Source organism: Stenotrophomonas sp. YJH_SMC_57, assembly GCF_059369755.1.
In genome coordinates, this window is sequence record NZ_JCAFSZ010000004.1 from 262793 (window position 1) to 280670 (window position 17878).

Genomic DNA, 17878 nt, shown 5'->3' on the forward strand with positions numbered 1-17878 from the left:
CTCACACCCGCCAGGCCGGCGCCATGCCGGCCTGCAGGTGCTCGAACAGCGCGCGGATCTTGGCGGTGAAGTCGCGGCGGTCGCTGACGCAGAAATAGACCTCCATCGGTTCCGGCCGCCACGCGGTGTCTGCGCCGAACACCGCCTGCAGGCGGCCGTCGCGCAGGTACGGCTCGGCCACGAACGCCGCCAGCCGGGTGATGCCTGCACCTGCGGCAGCCAGCTCGGCCAGCGCATCAATGTCATCGCAGACCATGCTCGGCGGCAGCGCCGCGTCCACGCGCTGGCCGTCGTTCAGCAGGCCCCAGCGCAGCGGGCGGCCGTCGGTGGGGAAGCGGTGCAGCAGCCCGCGATGGCTGCCCAGTTCCGAGGGTTGCTGCGGCGTGCCGTGTGCCTTCAGGTAGGCCGGCGCGGCGCAGAACACGAACGGAATGCGTGCCAGCTGCCGCGCGACCACGCCATCTTCCAGCTGCGCACCGATGCGGATGCTGGCATCCACCGCTTCCGGTCCATGCTGCACGGCGCGGTCACTCAGGCGCAGCTCCAGCTGCAGTTGCGGGTAGCGTTGCTGCAGCGAAGGCAGCAACGGCGCAAGCACGTGGCGGCCGAACGCGCTGCTGCTGGCGATGCGCAGGGGCCCGGCCGGTTCGATGTCACCGGCGGTGACCATCGCCTGCGCGCGCGCCAGGTCGGCTTCGATGTGGCGTACCTGCGCCAGGTACAGCGCGCCGGCCTCGCTGAGTGCCAGCTGGCGCGTGCTTCGGTTCAGCAGCCGTACGCCCAGATGCGCCTCCAGCCGGTTGATGTTCTGGCCGACGGCGGTGGCGCTGATGCCAAGCGTGCGGGCCGCAGCGGCAATGCTGCCGGTCTCTGCGGTGCGGGTGAAGCTGCGGATCAGTTGCAACAGGTTCATGACCGACCAGCTTGCCATGCGGAAGGGCAAGTATCGCTTGGGACTGAACCAAGCCGTTCGGTTGCAACGGTGACCATCGATCCGTCGGGCCGGGCGCTGCCCTACACTCGGGCGATGCGCCCCGATTCCATCCTCACCCTGTCCTGCCCCGACCGTACCGGCATCGTCTACCGCGTGTCCGGCCTGTTGTTCGACCATGGCTGCAACATCCTCGACGCCCAGCAGTTCGGCGATGAGGAAAGCGGCCGCTTCTTCCTGCGCGTGCACTTCGACCGCGACGCCAGCCTGCCGCTGGACACCGTGCATGCCGCGATGGCCGCGCTGGCCGCCGACTACGGCATGGACTGGCAGCTGCATGATGGCCGTCGCCGCGCGCGCCTGCTGGTGCTCGTCAGCAAACAGGGGCATTGCCTGAACGACCTGCTGTTCCGCGCCCACAGCGGGCAGTTGAAAGTGGACATCGCCGCGGTGGCATCCAACCACGCCGACTTCGCGCCGCTGGCCGCGTCCTACCAGGTGCCGTTCCACCATCTGCCGGTGAACGCGGACACGCGTGCAGTGCAGGAACAGCAGATCATCGATCTGGTCGAGCGCGAACGCATCGACCTGGTGGTACTGGCGCGCTACATGCAGATTCTCTCGCCCACGCTGTGCCGCGCCCTGGCTGGCCGCGCGATCAACATCCACCACAGCTTCCTGCCCAGCTTCAAGGGCGCGCAGCCGTATCACCAGGCACACGCGCGCGGGGTCAAGATCATCGGCGCCACCGCGCACTACGTCACCGAGGATCTGGACGAAGGCCCGATCATCGAACAGGACGTCGCGCGCGTGGACCATGCCATGGCACCGCGTGAGCTGGTGCGGCTGGGCAGTGATACCGAATCGCTGGTATTGGCGCGTGCCGTGCGCCGGCATGTCGAGCACCGCATCCTGCTCAACGGGCATCGCACGGTGGTGTTCCGGTAGTGCCGGCCGCTGGCCGGCAACTGCAGGGATCCCGGGATTGCCGGCCAGCGGCCGGCACTACCGTTGTCGGTCAGGCGACCGCGATCCCGGCCTTGCCCAGCGCCTCGCGCACCATCGCGTCGTTGGCCTCGGTCACCGGCCGGGTCAGGTCCCACAGGAACTTCACCTTGAAGCCGGATTTCACCGCATCCTGCGCGCTCCACAGCACGCAGTAGTCGCGGGCCAGGCCGCACACATGCACTTCGCGGATGCGGCGCTCGTGCAGCCAGCCGGCCAGGCCGGTTGGCGGGCGCTCGCCGTCAGGGCCGTGGTTCTCGCGGAAGGCGCTGTACGAATCCACCTGTTGGCGCGTGCCCTTGCGCAGGATGAGGTCGGCCACGGTCCAGTCCACGCCCGGGTGCAGCGCGGCGCCGGCGCTGCCCTGCACGCAGTGGTCAGGCCACAGGGTCTGCGGCTGTGCGTGCAGCAGGATGGTCTCGAACGGGCGCTTGCCGGGGTGCTGGCTGGCGAACGAGGCGTGGTCGGCCGGGTGCCAGTCCTGGGTGGCCACCACCGTGCGGTAGTGGCGCTGTGCCAGCAGCGCGGCAATCGGTGCCACCAGCGCATCGCCCTGCTCGCAGGCCAGCGTGCCACCCGGCATGAAGTCCGGCTGCAGGTCGATCACCAGCAGGGCGACATCGGCGGGCAGGGCGGTCATGGCAGGTCCGGCACAACGGAAGGGGCGACCAGCGTGGCCGCCCCATGCCCACACGTCAATCGCCCTGCGGGGTCTCAGCGTCCTGCCCGTAGTACAGCAGGCCGATCTTGATCCGCTCGCGGCCGTTCTCGCGGCGGTGGCGGTTGGCATCGCGCAGCGAGTACACGCAGCCGCAGTATTCCTGCTGGTAGAACTGCTCGCGCTTGCTGATCTCGATCATGCGGCTGGCACCGCCACCCTTGCGCCAGTTGTAGTCCCAGTACTGCAGGCCTTCATAGCGCGAGGCGGCGCGAATGCCGCAGTCGTTGATCTGCGCCATGTTCTTCCAGCGCGAGATGCCCAGCGACGAACTGATGGTGTCGTAGCCGTGTTCATGCGCGTACAGCGCGGTGCGTTCGAAACGCATGTCGAAGCACATCGTGCAGCGGATGCCGCGCTCGGGCTCGTTCTCCATGCCGCGCGCGCGGCTGAACCAGTTGTCGGTGTCGTAGTCGCAGTCGATGAAGGGGATGTCGTGCTGCTCGGCGAAGCGGATGTTCTCCTGCTTGCGCAGCTCGTATTCCTTCACCGGATGGATGTTGGGGTTGTAGAAGAAGATCGCGTAGTCGATCCCGGAGGCGGTGATCGCCTCCATCACTTCGCCGGAGCAGGGCGCGCAGCAGGAGTGCAGCAGCAGGCGCTTGCCGTCGGCCGGCAGGATCAGGGTGGGGCGTTGGAGCTCGGTCATCGTCAGGTACCGCATGGACCGCCGGCAACGGCGGTGGCCCATGCATCAGCGCGTGGGAAGCAGCTCTGGGCAGCTACCGCGGAAAAGGCGCGCGCGGCCGCTCCGCCTGCACGCGCAGGACAGCGACGGCCCCGGCACCCTCCCCGCGGAGAGTCCAGGTCGAGTCAGGGGACGGTCGTGTCCCCCGGCCGGGGCCGGTCTTCGGGCTGATGGACACGGGCCGCAGCCCACCTACTACCCGCCGCTTCCCAGGCGTGAGCCCAGTGCTGTTGGCAGGATTCGTTTCCATTCACCGCTGCGGGGCAGCTCCGGAATGGGCGCGCCAGGCGCCTTCACCGGATTCCCGTTTAAATCCATCCCGTCATCCGAACCTGGGATGGATACCTTCGGCGTGTGCACGGTGGACCCGTTGGCCGTGATGGTCAAGGGCCCAGGACCCTGCAGTGCTGTGGCCCACTTCTCAGGCTGTGAGAGCGCCTCTTGCCATACTGGACACCGGCAGACGGGAGGTGGTTCGTGGCGGACAAGTACTGCGATCTGGTCATGAAGGGCGGCATCACCAGCGGCATCGTGTACCCCAATGCGGTACTGGCGCTGGCCCGCGAGTATCGGTTCAAGAGCATTGGCGGCACCTCGGCCGGCGCCATCGCCGCCGCGGTGGCGGCCGCGGCGGCGTGTGGCGACCGTCGCCAGCAGGCGGGCGAACACCTGCCCGGCGACGCCGGTTATGGCGGGCTGTCGGCGGTGTCGGCCCAGCTGTCGCGGCGCGGCTTCATCTACAGCCTGTTCCAGCCGGCACGCGGGGCACGCGCGGCCTACCGGCTGCTGGTGGTGCTGACCGGCAGCGCCCGCTTGCCGCACAAGCTGCTGTGCCTGGCGGTGGCCGTGTTCGAGATCGCGCCGCTGGAGGTGCTGGTGTCGCTGGCGCTGCTGCTCGGCCTGGGCTGGTGGGGAGGCGGCTGGAGCGGGGTGGCCGCCACGTTGCTGCCGTCGCTGCTGTGTGCCTACGGGGCCGGCGTGGCCGGTGCCGCGCTGCGGGTGGCGCGGGTGGCACGGCGCAACCTGCTGGGCCTGTGCAGCGGGCTCGGCCGCGATGCGCGCAAGCCCGCCCTCACCGAGTGGCTGCACGCGTGCCTGCAGCAGCTGGCCGGCAAGCCGCTGGATGCTCCGTTGACCTTCGCCGATCTGCACGACGCGCCGCGCTACCCCGGCGAGCCGGACAGCCCGCATGCGATCAGCCTGCAGATGATCACCACCTGCGTATCGCACAACGAGCCGCGCACGCTGCCGCTGGGCGGCGCGCAGTTCTGGTTCCTGCGCGAGGAGTTCGAGCAGCTGTTCCCGGCCAGCGTGGTGCAGTGGCTGGTACAGCAGGCTGGCCCGCCGCTGGAGGTGGAGGGGCGCCAGTACTACCACCTGCCGCAGGGCCCGCAGCTGCCGGTGCTGGTGGCCACGCGGATGAGCCTGAGTTTCCCGCTGCTGATCAGCGCGGTACCGCTGCATGAACCCTCGCGCCGCGAACGACGCTGCGAACCGACCGCACCGGCGGCCGATGCGGAGCACAACGTGGCCGACAGCATGGAAGGGCTGACCAGTGCCGGGCAGACCTGCGGTCCGGTCATCACCGCCTTCCGCATCTGCTGGTTCTCCGATGGCGGCATCAGCAGCAACTTCCCGATCCACCTGTTCGATGCGGCGTTGCCACGCTGGCCGACTTTCGCCATCAACCTGGTCTACCCGCAGCATGCCGAGGATGTGAGCCATGGCAGCAGCGGCCGCCAGGCGCTGGAGCATGCGGTGTTCCTGCCCACCGAGAATCGCCACGGCTGGCAGCGCACCTACCAGTCGATCGCCACGCCGCTGGCGGCCGCCGAGCTGGGGCGCTTCCTGTTCGCGGTGGTGGCAACCATGCAGAACTGGCGCGACCTGCTGCAGGCGCGCGCACCGGGCTACCGCGATCGCATCGTGCACGTCAGCCTGCAGGGCGACGAGGGTGGCATGAACCTGGACATGCCGCAGGAGGTGCTCACCCGCATCGCCGACAAGGGCAGCCTGGCCGGTGCACGTTTCTGTTCGTTCTCGTTCGACAACCACTACTGGATCCGCTGGCGCAACCTGGCCTCGGCCTACCAGCGCTACACGCTGGAAGTGGCGCGCACCGATGACCCGGCGCAGCAGGTGCTGGCCTACCGCGCGGCCTATTCGACGGTCGCCAGCGGCCAGCCGGCACCGCCGTCGTACAAGCTGGGCTCGGAAGACAAGCGGCAGGCCTCGCAGCAGTTGTGGGGGCTGATGGTCGAACAGGGCCGCAGCTGGGACGACCTGGGACCTGACCTCACCGACGGCGCACCGCGCCCGCTGCCACAGATGAAGGTGACGCCGATCTATTGATCTTCGCCGCAGCCGATTGAACGGTTCTGGTGGGTGCCGACCTTGGTCGGCACGATCTGCCCCCTGCGGTGCCTCAACGCCACGCCTCCACCACCGCATCACCCTGCAACGGCGCATACAATGGCAGCGCCAGTTCCTGTTTCACCCATCCCGGATTGAGCGTACGCAGGCCAGCCAGGTATTCGCGGGCGAGCGCTGCATCGCCTTGGCGCATGGCCAGGCGCGCGGCGCGCGCCCAGGTGCGGTCCCAGCCGTGCGCCAGTGACAACGCGGTGGCCAGCGCCGCACGTGCAGCGGCCACATCGCCCTTTTCCCAGCGTTGCTCGGCACGGATGATGGCGTCGTTGGACAGTCGCATGTCGTACAGCTCGCGAAGCCTTGCGACGGCGCGCGGATCGGCATCCACGCGCAGATCGGTGTCCTGCCAGTCACCGCCAGGCGTGCGCACCAGCAACGCCGCCGACCACTGCCCGCTGCGCTGGCCGCCGGCGGCCTGGCCGGCTTCCAGCGCCGCCAGCAGGCGCGCCGCCAGTGCACCGCGCGAGGCGGCGAAGCTGCGTTGCATGGCGGCCAGTACCTCTGGCCCGGCCAGGCCGTTGCCCTGCACGCTCAGCATGCCCTCACCCTGCGCACCGGCCCAGTTGGCTTGCTGGGCGGTGGTGCCGGTGTACTGCGCATTGCCGCCGCGCGCACTGACCAGGCCCACCTGGCGCTCGGCCAGCGTGGTGCCATCGAAATCACCGTCTTCGTCCAGCAGCTGCTTGAGCACCTGCGCAGGCGTGCGGCCCCTGCCCAGCAGCGCCAGGCCTTTCGAGCCGTAGGTTGGATTGGTCTCGAACTGGCTGGCAACCGCCCCCACTTTCGCCTGCGCCCACGGCACGCCCACGCCACCGACGCCGAGATTGTGTGTAGCCACCGCCACGCCGCAGTCACCGGCCCCGTTGCAGGCCACGATGGAAAAGGTCGCCCAGGCTGGCGCAGCAAAGGCAGCGAGCAGCAGAGCCACACAGGAACGCATCAGGGGCATGGTCATCTCCAGGGAGGGCATCCCGATTGGGATGCAGCCTACGCACGAATGGTTTAGTAGATCCACGCCACGCGTGGATCTACCGTGTCGACCAAGGTCGACACCCACCAAGAGCAGGTCATGCCATCCAGACAGATCGCAGAGAACTGTCGAAGGCGGGGTGGGTCCGGTGGCGGGGGTGTCCGCGGCATGGATGCCGCGGCCAAGCCCCCAAGGGTGAGGGCGCTTTGCTTGCGAAGCACTGCTTCGCAAGCGCCCGAACGCACAGCCGCCAGCGGCTGGGCCGGACCCCGGAGGGGGGTTTACGGCGTCCCCCGCCACCGGACCCACCCCGCCATCCCAAGGAAAGCCCGCTGTTGCTTTTGCTGTTGCCTTGGATTGAAGCAGGTGCAGGGCGCAGCCCTGCCGAATAACCCCTACCTTCCCGGCAACTGCGCGAACGCGCGCTGCATGCAGTCCTCGCGCGGGCACACCCGGCACCCCGGGCCGATCGACACCGAGTTGCCCGGGCTCTGCACATCCAGCCCCAGCGAATACACCAGCCGCTCCGCATGCTGCAGGTCGCAGCCCAGCGCCACCGCAAACGTCTTGCGCGGTTGGCCATGGCCTACCGGCCCGCTGCTGACCTGCCGTGCCAGCCAGAAATGGCGGCGGCCGTCGGGCATGCGCGCGGTCTGGGTGAGGATGCGCCCCGGCTGGTTGAACGCCTCGTACACGATCCACAGCGGGCACGAGCCACCCACCTGCGAGAAGTGGAAATCGGTAGCCGAATGCCGCTTGGACACATTGCCCGCGCGGTCCACCCGGATGAAGAAGAACGGCAGGCCCGGCGCACTGCGCCGCGCCAGCGTGCTCAGCCGATGGCACACCGCCTCGAAGCCGACGCCGAACTGGTGCGCCAGCAGTTCGATGTCGTAGCTGCTGGCCTCGGCCGCACGCAGGAAGCGCATGTACGGCATCACCAGCGCACCGGCGAAATAGTTGGAAAGCCCGATCCGCGCCTGCGCGATGCGCGCTTCGTCGTGGAAGCCCGCACGCGCGATCACCGCATCGATCTGCGGCAGGTAACCGTGCAGCGCCAGCTCGGCGGCCATCTGGAACGCCTGCTGGCCGGGCTCCAGGTAATCGGGCAACCACAGCCGCCGCGCACCGGCATCGAACTGGCGCTTCTCGCGTCCGGCCTGCAGCGCCGCCACCTCCACCAGCACGCCATGGCGGTCGGCCAGCAGCTGGCGCAGGCGCGATGCCACATGCCCGGGGGATAGCCCCCATTCGGCGAACAGCCGCTCGGCCAGTTCGTCCAGTTCGGGAATGTGGTTGTGCATGCGGTTGAAGAACTCGCGCACCTGGTCGCCGGCCGGCAGGGTGCTGCCAGCGCCGGGCTCGCCCAGCTGGAACTCCAGTGCCGCCGCATGCTCGCGCAGGGCCAGGTGCCGGCGGTGCAGGTCGAGCAGGGCGCGGCTGACCTGCGGCAGGTTGCCGGCCAATGCACGCAGCTCGGTGGCGCTCACCTCGGCCAGGCCCAGGTCGCGCAGGGTTTCGCCCAACGCTTCCTGCAGCGCGGCGGGCTCATCGTCGTCGAACAGGGCGGAAACGTCGCCCAATACCTCGCCCAGCTTTTTCTGCACGGCCGGGGTCAGCGGGCGCTTGTTGCGCTCGATCTGGTTCAGGTAGCTGGCCGACAGGCCCAGGGCCCGGGCCAGGTCCACCTGGCTGTAGCCGCGCTGCTCACGCAGGCGCAGCAGACGCAGGCCAAGTTGTCGCTGAGGGGCTGAATAATTCACAGAATTAACATGAATCGTCTGGCGTGTTGGCCAGATTAAGCGGATTCAGCCCGGAAATCGAGGTGGGTGCTGTGAATAATGCCAAGCATCTTTCGCACCCCGTGGGATTGTCGTCATGACTGTTGCAGCGCCCCGTATCCGCATGCTGATCGATGGCCAGTTCGTTGAATCGGCCACCTCCCACTGGCAGGACGTGATCAATCCGGCCACCCAGGACGTGCTGGCCCAGGTGCCGTTCGCCACCACCGGCGAAGTGGACGCCGCCGTCGCCGCCGCCAAGGAAGCCTTCAAGACCTGGCGCAAGACTCCCATCGGCACCCGCGCGCGCATCTTCCTGAAGTACCAGCAGCTGATCCGCGAGAACATGAGCGAGCTGGCCCACATCCTCACCGCCGAACAGGGCAAGACCCTGCCCGACGCCGAAGGCGATGTGTTCCGCGGCCTGGAAGTGGTCGAGCATGCCGCTGCCATCGGCAACCTGCAGCTGGGCGAGCTGGCCAACAACGTGGCCAATGGCGTGGACACCTACACGATCATGCAGCCGCTGGGCGTGTGCGCGGGCATCACCCCGTTCAACTTCCCGGCGATGATCCCGCTGTGGATGTTCCCGATGGCGATCGCCACCGGCAACACCTTCATCCTCAAGCCGTCCGAGCAGGACCCGATGGTGACCATGCGCCTGGTCGAGCTTGCCCTGGAAGCGGGCATTCCGAAGGGCGTGCTGAATGTCGTCCACGGCGGCGAGGAAGTGGTCAACGCGATCTGCGACCACCCGGACATCAAGGCCGTGTCGTTCGTCGGTTCCACCCGCGTCGGTACCCACGTGTACAACCGCGCCTCGCTGGCCGGCAAGCGCGTGCAGTGCATGATGGGCGCCAAGAACCACGCCGTGGTGCTGCCGGACGCCAATAAGGAACAGACCCTCAATGCGATGGTCGGCGCCGCCTTCGGTGCCGCCGGCCAGCGCTGCATGGCCGCCTCCACCCTGGTGCTGGTCGGTGAAGCGCGCAACTGGGTGCAGGACCTGGTGGCCAAGGCCAAGACCCTGAAGGTCAGCGGCGGCACCGTGTCCGGCACCGACGTCGGCCCGGTCATTTCCTGCAGCGCCCGCGAGCGCGTGGAAGGCCTGATCGCCTCGGGCGTGGAGCAGGGCGCCAAGCTGGTGCTCGACGGCCGCAACCCGCAGGTCGATGGCTTCGAGAAGGGCAACTTCGTCGGCCCGACCATCTTTGCCGGTGTCACCACCGACATGCGCATCTACCAGGAAGAGATCTTCGGGCCGGTGCTGGTCATCCTCGAAGCGGAAACGCTGGACGAGGCCATCGCCATGGTCAACAGCAACCCGAACGGCAACGGCACTGCACTGTTCACCCAGTCCGGCGCAGCCGCACGCAGGTTCCAGGAAGACATCGACGTCGGCCAGGTCGGCATCAACGTGCCGATCCCGGTGCCGGTGCCGCTGTTCTCGTTCACCGGTTCGCGCGCCTCCAAGCTGGGCGACCTGGGTCCGTACGGCAAGCAGGTGGTGCTGTTCTACACCCAGACCAAGACGGTCACCGCGCGCTGGTTCGATGACGAAACGCTGAGCCATGGCGTCAACACCACGATCAGCCTGAAGTAACCGCAGGAGCAGCCATGAGCCACTCGATGACGACGGAACTGGAAGAAGCGCAGCAGGCGTACCGCGAGGCGGCGCGCGACTTCGCACAGGCCGAACTGGCGCCGCACGCCGCGCGATGGGATGCGGAGGGCATCTTTCCGCGCGAGGCGATCGCCAAGGCCGGTGAACTGGGCTTCTGCGGCCTGTACATGGACCCGGAAGTGGGCGGCAGCGGCCTGAGCCGACTGGACGCCGCCGTCGTCATCGAGGAGCTCGCCAACGTCGATCCGTCGACCGCGGCGTACATCAGCATCCACAACATGGCCTCGTGGATGGTGTCCAAGTGGGGCCAGCCGGCACTGCGCGATGCGTGGGGCCCGGATCTGGCCGCCGGCCTCAAGCTGGCCTCCTACTGCCTGACCGAACCGGGTGCCGGTTCCGATGCGGCCTCGCTGAAGACCACCGCCGTGCGCGATGGCGACCACTTCGTGCTGAACGGTTCCAAGGCCTTCATCTCCGGCGCCGGTGCCACCGAGCTGCTGGTGGTGATGGCGCGTACCGGCGGTGCCGGTGCGGGTGGTGTCAGTGCGATTGCGGTGCCGGCCGACCTGCCGGGCGTCAGCTTCGGCCGCAAGGAAGAGAAGATGGGCTGGAACAGCCAGCCGACCCGTGGCATCACGTTCGAGAACGTCCGCGTGCCGGTCAGCCACCTTCTGGGAGAGGAAGGTGGCGGCTTCAAGCTGGCGATGAAGGGGCTGGACGGCGGCCGCATCAACATCGCCGCCTGCTCGCTGGGCGCCGCGCAGGGCGCGCTGGATGCCGCACGCCGCTACATGGGCGAGCGCCGCCAGTTCGGCAAGGCGCTGGCCGAGTTCCAGGCGCTGCAGTTCAAGCTGGCCGACATGGCCATCGAACTGGTTGCCGCACGGCAGATGGTGCACACCGCCGCGCGCAAGCTCGATGCCGGTGCCGGCGATGCCAACGTGTGGTGCGCGATGGCCAAGCGTTTCGCCACCGATGCCGGTTTCAACGTCTGCAACGAAGCACTGCAGATCCACGGTGGCTACGGTTACATCCGCGAATACCCGATCGAGCGCCTGCTGCGTGACTGCCGCGTGCACCAGATCCTGGAAGGCACCAACGAGATCATGCGGGTGATCGTTGCCCGTCACCTGCTCAACACCGAAGAGGAACTGCGATGAAGGATTGGCGTACCCAGGAGCACGTGGGCCTGAAGGTCGAGGTGGATGGCCACACCGCCGTGGTCACCCTGCACAACCCGCCCGCGCATACCTGGACCGTGCACAGCCTGTCGGCACTGCGCGACCTGGTGGGCGCGCTCAACGCGGACCGCGAGATCTACGCGCTGGTGATCACCGGTGACGGCGAGAAGTTCTTCTCCGCCGGCGCCGACCTCAACCAGTTCGCCTCGGGCGACAAGGCCGCCGCATGCGAAGCCGCACGCCGTTTCGGTGAAGCCTTCGAAGCGCTGTCCGGGTTCCGTGGCGTGTCGATCGCCGCCATCAACGGCTATGCCATGGGCGGCGGCCTGGAATGCGCGCTGGCCTGCGACCTGCGCATCATCGAAGAGCACGCCCAGGTCGCGCTGCCGGAGGCCACCGTCGGCCTGCTGCCGTGCGCCGGTGGCACCCAGAACCTGCCGCGCCTGGTCGGCGAGGGTTGGGCCAAGCGCATGATCCTGCTGGGCGAGCGCATCAATGCCGAGACCGCACTGCGCATTGGCCTGGCCGAAGAAAAGGTCGGCAAGGGCGAGGCCAAGGCGCTGGCACTGGAGTGGGCGAACAAGGCCGGCAAGCAGAGCCCGACCAGCATCGCCGCCTGCAAGACCCTGGTGCAGTCCACCCGCAGCGGCACCCATGCCGCGGCACTGGTGGCCGAGCGCGAAGCCTTCGTCGACCTGTTCGACAGCGCTGACCAGGTCGAGGGCGTGACCGCGTTCCTGGAAAAGCGCGCCGCGCAGTGGAAGAACGCATGAGCACCGACACCGTTGCCGATGAAGCACCGGTGCTGTTCGAAGAGCGCGTGGCCGGCAACGGCGCGCGCATCGGCATCGCCACGCTCAATGCGCCGCGTACGCTCAACGGTTTCTCGCTGCCGATGGCGCACCTGCTGCTGAAGCAGCTCAATGCCTGGGCCGACGACGACGGCATCGCCGTGGTGGTGCTGCAGGGCGCTGGCGAAAAGGCGTTCTGTGCCGGCGGTGACCTGCACAGCCTATACAAGAGCATGGTCGCCTTCCGCGACGCTGGCCGCCGCGACATCCGCGAGAACGACTACGCCGCCGAGTTCTTCGACGTCGAGTACCGCGTCGACTACCTCATCCACACCTACGCCAAGCCGATCCTGTGCTGGGGCCATGGCATCGTGATGGGCGGCGGCATCGGCCTGATGTCCGGCGCCAGCCACCGCGTGGTCAGCGAGCGCTCCAAGCTGGCGTTCCCGGAAATCACCGTGGGCCTGTTCCCCGATGTGGGTGGTAGCTGGCTGCTGCCGCGCGTACCGGGCAAGGGTGGCCTGTTCCTGGCCCTGACCGGCGCGCTGCTCAATCCGGGCGATGCCATCTACGCCGGCCTGGCCGACGTGCACGTGGCCGAAGAACGCCGCAGCGCGGTGTTCGATGCGCTGCTGCAGGTGGCCTGGTCGGGCGATGCCGCGCACAACCACGAGCGCCTGAGCCAGCTGCTGCAATCGCATGCCAGCGACGCCGTTACCGGCCCGCTGCTGGCCCACGCGGCGCAGGTCGACGCGCTGTGCGAAGGCGATGACCTGTCCGCCATCATTGACCGGATCAGCAGCCTGCAGACCGACGATGCGTGGTTGCAGGCGGCACAGAAGACCCTCGCCGCCGGTGCACCCGGTTCGGCGCGGTTGGCGTTCGAACTGCAGCGCCGCAGCGCCGGCCAGGACCTGGCCAGCGTCTACCGGCTGGAATACATCACCGCGCTGCATTGCGCCGCCCACGGCGATTTTGCCGAAGGCATCCGCGCCCTGCTGATCGACAAGGACCGCAACCCGCAGTGGAAACCGGCCGCGCTGGCCGAAGCCACCACCACGTGGGCCGACACTTTCTTCGCTTCCCCCTGGGCCGATGCCGCGCATCCGCTGGCCGACCTGGGTACTCCCCTTGCTGAAAGGAGCCTTGCATGAGCCGCATTGCATTCATCGGGTTGGGCAACATGGGTGGCCCGATGGCCGCCAATCTGGTCAAGAACGGCCACAGCGTGCGCGTGTTCGATCTGGTCCCGGCCGCGGTGCAGGCCGCTGTCGATGCCGGCGCCAGCGCCGCGTCCACCGCGCGTGACACCTTGGCCGATGCCGAGGTGGTGATCTCGATGCTGCCGGCCAGCCGTCACGTCGAGGGCGTGTACCTGGGCGACGATGGCATCCTCGCCGCCATCCCGGCCGGTGCACTGGTCATCGACTGCAGCACCATTGCCCCGGCCAGTGCCCGCAAGGTGTCTGAAGCCGCTGCCGCGCGTGGCCTGCAGATGATCGACGCGCCGGTATCCGGCGGTACCGCCGGCGCCCAGGCCGGCACCCTGACCTTCATCGTCGGCGGCGAAGAAGACGCACTGGAACGCGCGCGCCCGGTGCTGCAGGCGATGGGCAAGAACATCTTCCACGTTGGCGCCAGCGGTGCCGGCCAGGTCGCCAAGCTGTGCAACAACATGGCGCTGGGCGTGATCATGGCGGTCACCGGCGAGGCCATCGCACTGGGCGTGGCGCACGGGCTGGACCCGAAGGTGCTGTCGCAGATGATGGCGGTCAGCACCGGCCGCAGCTGGGCCACCGAAGTGTGCAACCCGTGGCCGGGCGTGCTGGAAAATGCGCCGGCCTCGCGTGGCTACAGCGGCGGCTTCGGCAGCGACCTGATGCTGAAGGACATGGGCTTGGCGGTGGAAGCGGCGATGAGTGTCGGCGCCTCGATCCCGCTGGGCGAAGTGGCCCGCAACCTGTACTCGATGAATCACCAGGCCGGCCGCGGCAAGCTGGATTTCTCCAGCGTCGTGCAGCTCATTACGAGCGAGAAGTGACCTGGTAGTGCCGGCCGCTGGCCGGCAACCTCATGCCCCCGTGCGGGACAACGAAGGTGGGATGGGCGGATGCCCGGTTTCGACCGGCATCCGCCCATTTTTTTGCCTTGGCGTGGGTAGTGCCGGCCGCTGGCCGGCATCACCGCATCAGGCAACGATCAGCGTCACGTCGATGTTGCCGCGGGTGGCGTTGGAGTACGGGCAGACGATGTGCGCCTTCTGCACCAGCTCTTCCACCTGCTCGCGCGGCACGCCCGGCACGTTGATGGTCAGCTCGGCTTCGATGCCGAAACCGGTCGGGATCTGGCCGATGCCCACCTTGCCGGTCACAGTGGTGTCGGCCGGCAGCGCGACCTTGGCCTGGCCGGCCACGAACTTCAGCGCGCCCAGGAAGCAGGCCGAATAGCCGGCCGCGAACAGCTGCTCCGGGTTGGTGCCCGGGCCGCCGGCGCCGCCCAGCTCGCGCGGGGTCGACAGCTGGATGTCCAGCACGTTGTCGGACGAGACGGAACGGCCTTCGCGGCCGCCGGTGGAGGTGGCCTGGGCGGTGTACAGAACCTTTTCGATGGACATCGGGATGCTCCTGGTCGGTGGGTGGTGTTGCGTTGGAGCCTACTTTGCCCGGTTTCCAAGGACGCTGGGTGACAGCTCGTCCGCAAAATTTGATCGATCGTCCGGCCGGCCTAGAGCGTCCACTCGCGGTCGGTCGTGAACATGATGGTCAGCCAGCGGTCCGGCGAGGCCTCGCCCAGCGCGTCGCCGATTTCGTCGCGCAGCTGGTCCCATTCCACCAGCGGCCGTGGCGGGTCGTTTTCCGGCACCACGAAGAACAGCTCGATCTGCTCGCCGCGGCCCACCTGTGCCACGTAGCTGCGGTGCTCGACGAAACCGTGCTTCGCCACGATCCCGCGGGCCACCGCATCCACGTGCGCCTGCAGTTCCGGCGGGGTGACCAGCAGGATGCCGGCCAGCGCCCGGCGCACGGTGCCCAGCGGCGCGATCATCACCAGCACGCAGACGAAGGCCAGGATGGCCGGGTCGATGTACGGCCCGACCCAGGCCCACGTCGTGCCCTGCATCAGCACGCCACCGAGGAAGGCCACCATGTAGCAGGCCGACATGCTCGCCGCCACCACCCAGTTCTTCGCATCCAGCGCGATGAACTCCGACCCGATGCGGCGGTTGGCGCGCAGCACGAACCAGGCCAGCGCACTCTCGGCCACCAGTGACAGGCCGGCAAAGATGATCGCCGGCCCCAGCGCGATGTGGCGGCCACCGGACATCAGCGCATCCACCGCATTGACCAGCGCATACAGCGCCGCGCCGATCATCAGCGTGCCGCTGACCCCCAGCACGATCGGCTCCAGGTGCCAGAAGCCCATGGTGAAGCGCTGGTTGAGCCGCGACTGCAGCGCATCGGTATTGGTGGACAGCGCAATCAGCCGCGCGACCAGCAGCGACAGCCAGGTCATCACTACGTCGATCAGGCCGTAGATGCCGTCGAAGATGATCAGCGAGGAATTGGCCAACAGGCCGAACACCACTGCGGCAACCGCCAGCAGCAGTGCACCGGCAATCGACAGGCGCAGCACGCCCTGTTCGGTGGCGGGGTCGAAGAAATGCGGTCGGTCGGCGGCCATGCCTGGATTGTAGAGCGGAGCCATGCTCCGTTGCCGCTGAGGTCGACGACGCTGTCCCCGGCGGTCCCACTGGCGTAGACTGCGCCCCTCCCACGCATCGACCTTGCCCTGCAGTGATCACGCCACCCTGACCCTTGCCGCACATCGGCAGCCGGCCCGCCCGGCTCAGGAACCCGTGTCTTTCCACTGCAGCGCCACGTGGCCACGCCCGCGTGTGCGCGGAGTTTTCCCATGCAAACGTCCTACCCCCTGCGCCAGCAATGGCTCGGCAATATCCGTGGCGACCTGCTGTCCGGCATCGTCGTCGCCCTGGCCCTGATTCCCGAGGCCATCGCCTTCTCGCTCATCGCCGGCGTCGACCCCAAGGTCGGCCTGTATGCCGCGTTCTCGATCGCGGTGATCACCGCAATTGCTGGCGGCCGCCCCGGCATGATCTCTGCCGCCACCGGTGCGATGGCGCTGGTGATGGTCGACCTGGTCAAGGACCACGGCCTGCAGTACCTGTTTGCCGCCAGCATCCTGGCCGGCCTGCTGCAGGTGCTGGCCGGGGTGTTCAAACTCGGCTCACTGATGCGCTTCGTCTCGCGCTCGGTCATCACCGGCTTCGTCAACGCGCTGGCGATCCTGATCTTCCTGGCACAGATGCCGGAACTGATTGGCCGCGGCCCGACCGTGTACGTGCTGTGCGCCGCCGCACTGGCGATTATCTACCTGCTGCCGCGCATTACCCGCGCGGTGCCCTCGCCGCTGGTGGCCATCGTGGTGCTCACCGCCGTGGTGATCGGCTTCGGCGTGGACGTGCGCAGCGTGGGCGACATGGGCCAGCTGCCTGACAGCCTGCCGCACTTCCTGCTGCCGGATGTTCCGCTTGCCTGGGAAACGTTGCGCATCCTGCTGCCGGTGTCAGCCACGCTGGCGGTGGTCGGACTGCTCGAATCGATGATGACCCTGCAGATCGTCGAAGACATCACCGAAACGCCCAGCGAGCGCAACCGCGAATGCGTCGGCCAGGGCGTGGCCAACACGGTCACCGGCTTCCTCGGCGGCATGGCCGGCTGCGCGATGATCGGCCAGTCGGTCATCAACGTGACCTCCGGCGGCCGCGGGCGCCTGTCCTGCCTGGTGGCCGGCGTGGTGTTGCTGGTGCTGGTGGTGTATGGCAGCGAGCTGGTGCGGCAGATCCCGATGGCGGCGCTGGTGGCGGTGATGATCATGGTCAGCATCGGCACCTTCAGCTGGCGCTCGCTGCGCGACCTGCGCACGCATCCGCGCAGTTCCTCCGCCGTCATGCTGCTGACCGTGGTGGTCACCGTGGCCACCCACGACCTGGCCAAGGGCGTGCTCAGCGGCGTGCTGCTGTCGGCGCTGTTCTTCGCCCGCAAGGTTGGCCGCATGCTGGACGTGCGGCGCGAAGACGCCGGGGACACGCAGGTCTACCGCGTACGTGGGCAGGTGTTCTTTGCGTCCGCTGGCCAGCTGGGCGCCGCATTCGACTACCAGCATGTAGCGCCGAAGGTGCAGATCGACCTGCGCGACGCCCACCTGTGGGACCTGACCGCCGTGGCCGCGCTGGAACGCGCTCAGGAAAAACTGGCCGCGCATGGCGCCAAGGTAACGGTGGTGGGGCTCAATGCGGCCAGCCAGACGTTGATCGAGCAGGTGGGTGGCGCGCGCGGCGGGCATTGATCGGGCAGGGTGGTAGCGCCGGGCCATGCCCGGCGGGCCAGCGGCAGCGATCAGGCGGTGCCTGCGGGTTGCTTGTCGGCTTGCACGATGAGATGCACCCCGAGCGCTGACAGTACCCGCTGCACGGTGTCGAAGCGTGGGTGTGCACCGGGGCGCAGCGCCTTGTACAGGCTTTCGCGTCCAAGGCCGGAGACCTCGGCAACACCGCTCATGCCACGAGCGCGCGCCACTGTTCCGAGTGCCTCCTGGAAGTGGCCCGCATCACCTGCTGCCAAGGCCTCGCTCAGATAGGTGGCGATTGCGACGTCATCTTCCAGATAGTCTGCGGGATCGAAGGGAATCGTCTTCAGCTTGCTCATCGGGAGAGTCCTGGGAACAGCATGGAACCAGAG

The 17878-nt window shown here is 68.1% G+C and carries 16 protein-coding genes and 1 riboswitch; of the genes, 8 read left to right on the top strand and 8 right to left on the bottom strand.

Translation table 11 applies throughout. The annotated features are described in order from the left end of the window. Position 1 precedes the first annotated feature (1 nt). Complete coding sequence (locus AC5P7U_RS06995; RefSeq protein WP_481458628.1) at positions 2-913, bottom strand: LysR family transcriptional regulator; 912 nt, start codon at positions 911-913, stop codon at positions 2-4. A 114-nt stretch (positions 914-1027) separates the two neighbouring features. Here AC5P7U_RS06995 and purU point away from each other — a divergent pair, with 114 nt between their 5' ends. Then, a complete protein-coding gene (gene purU / locus AC5P7U_RS07000; RefSeq protein WP_008265630.1) occupies positions 1028-1879 on the top strand; it encodes a formyltetrahydrofolate deformylase in 852 nt (283 codons plus the stop codon). Between the two features lie 70 nt (positions 1880-1949). Here purU and pncA read toward each other — a convergent pair whose 3' ends face one another. Beyond that, entirely contained in the window at positions 1950-2576 is a 627-nt protein-coding gene (gene pncA, locus AC5P7U_RS07005) for a bifunctional nicotinamidase/pyrazinamidase (RefSeq protein WP_495220911.1), read from the bottom strand. A 55-nt stretch (positions 2577-2631) separates the two neighbouring features. Next, complete coding sequence (locus AC5P7U_RS07010) at positions 2632-3318, bottom strand: epoxyqueuosine reductase QueH (protein ID WP_414554877.1); 687 nt, start codon at positions 3316-3318, stop codon at positions 2632-2634. Positions 3319-3495: 177 nt separating this feature from the next. Further along, positions 3496-3688: riboswitch (cobalamin riboswitch) on the bottom strand. Between the two features lie 131 nt (positions 3689-3819). Between AC5P7U_RS07010 and AC5P7U_RS07015 the strand changes: the two genes are divergently transcribed. After that, positions 3820-5694, top strand: a complete 1875-nt coding sequence (locus tag AC5P7U_RS07015; RefSeq protein WP_414554878.1) for a patatin-like phospholipase family protein — start codon at positions 3820-3822, stop codon at positions 5692-5694. A 73-nt stretch (positions 5695-5767) separates the two neighbouring features. On the opposite strand, the gene AC5P7U_RS07020 is transcribed toward AC5P7U_RS07015, so the two are convergent. Beyond that, the gene (locus tag AC5P7U_RS07020) at positions 5768-6721 is read right to left on the bottom strand and encodes a DUF1028 domain-containing protein (RefSeq protein WP_414554879.1); all 954 of its coding nucleotides are present in this window, start codon (positions 6719-6721) and stop codon (positions 5768-5770) included. Between the two features lie 416 nt (positions 6722-7137). Next, complete coding sequence (locus AC5P7U_RS07025) at positions 7138-8505, bottom strand: helix-turn-helix domain-containing protein (RefSeq protein WP_197564167.1); 1368 nt, start codon at positions 8503-8505, stop codon at positions 7138-7140. A 115-nt stretch (positions 8506-8620) separates the two neighbouring features. Here AC5P7U_RS07025 and AC5P7U_RS07030 point away from each other — a divergent pair, with 115 nt between their 5' ends. Genes AC5P7U_RS07030 through mmsB form a run of 5 tightly spaced genes read left to right on the top strand, consistent with a single transcriptional unit; the run spans position 8621 to position 14160 of the window. Then, entirely contained in the window at positions 8621-10126 is a 1506-nt protein-coding gene (locus AC5P7U_RS07030; protein WP_004153724.1) for a CoA-acylating methylmalonate-semialdehyde dehydrogenase, read from the top strand. 26 nt (positions 10127-10152) lie between these two features. After that, a complete protein-coding gene (locus AC5P7U_RS07035; RefSeq protein WP_462364147.1) occupies positions 10153-11307 on the top strand; it encodes an acyl-CoA dehydrogenase family protein in 1155 nt (384 codons plus the stop codon). Then, positions 11304-12101, top strand: coding sequence for an enoyl-CoA hydratase (locus AC5P7U_RS07040; RefSeq protein WP_495220912.1), 798 nt, complete (start codon positions 11304-11306; stop codon positions 12099-12101). The genes AC5P7U_RS07035 and AC5P7U_RS07040 overlap by 4 nt, the downstream gene beginning before the upstream one ends. After that, complete coding sequence (locus AC5P7U_RS07045) at positions 12098-13273, top strand: enoyl-CoA hydratase/isomerase family protein (protein ID WP_164240637.1); 1176 nt, start codon at positions 12098-12100, stop codon at positions 13271-13273. The genes AC5P7U_RS07040 and AC5P7U_RS07045 overlap by 4 nt, the downstream gene beginning before the upstream one ends. Further along, on the top strand, positions 13270-14160 hold the full coding sequence (gene mmsB / locus AC5P7U_RS07050; RefSeq protein ID WP_004153728.1) for a 3-hydroxyisobutyrate dehydrogenase: 891 nt from the start codon (positions 13270-13272) through the stop codon (positions 14158-14160). The genes AC5P7U_RS07045 and mmsB overlap by 4 nt, the downstream gene beginning before the upstream one ends. A 147-nt stretch (positions 14161-14307) precedes the next feature. Here the strand turns inward: mmsB and AC5P7U_RS07055 are convergent, their stop codons facing one another. Both AC5P7U_RS07055 and AC5P7U_RS07060 read right to left on the bottom strand, forming a co-directional pair. Beyond that, the gene (locus AC5P7U_RS07055) at positions 14308-14733 is read right to left on the bottom strand and encodes an organic hydroperoxide resistance protein (protein WP_004153735.1); all 426 of its coding nucleotides are present in this window, start codon (positions 14731-14733) and stop codon (positions 14308-14310) included. Between the two features lie 110 nt (positions 14734-14843). After that, positions 14844-15824 carry a cation efflux transmembrane domain-containing protein gene (locus AC5P7U_RS07060; protein ID WP_197564164.1) on the bottom strand — a complete coding sequence of 327 codons (981 nt, stop codon included), beginning with the start codon at positions 15822-15824 and terminating at the stop codon, positions 14844-14846. 207 nt (positions 15825-16031) lie between these two features. On the opposite strand from AC5P7U_RS07060, the gene AC5P7U_RS07065 reads away from it, so the two are divergent. Beyond that, on the top strand, positions 16032-17486 hold the full coding sequence (locus tag AC5P7U_RS07065) for a SulP family inorganic anion transporter (RefSeq protein WP_481458685.1): 1455 nt from the start codon (positions 16032-16034) through the stop codon (positions 17484-17486). A 50-nt stretch (positions 17487-17536) separates the two neighbouring features. Here the strand turns inward: AC5P7U_RS07065 and AC5P7U_RS07070 are convergent, their stop codons facing one another. Beyond that, positions 17537-17845, bottom strand: coding sequence for an addiction module antidote protein (locus AC5P7U_RS07070; RefSeq protein WP_180878684.1), 309 nt, complete (start codon positions 17843-17845; stop codon positions 17537-17539). Positions 17846-17878: the final 33 nt, after the last annotated feature.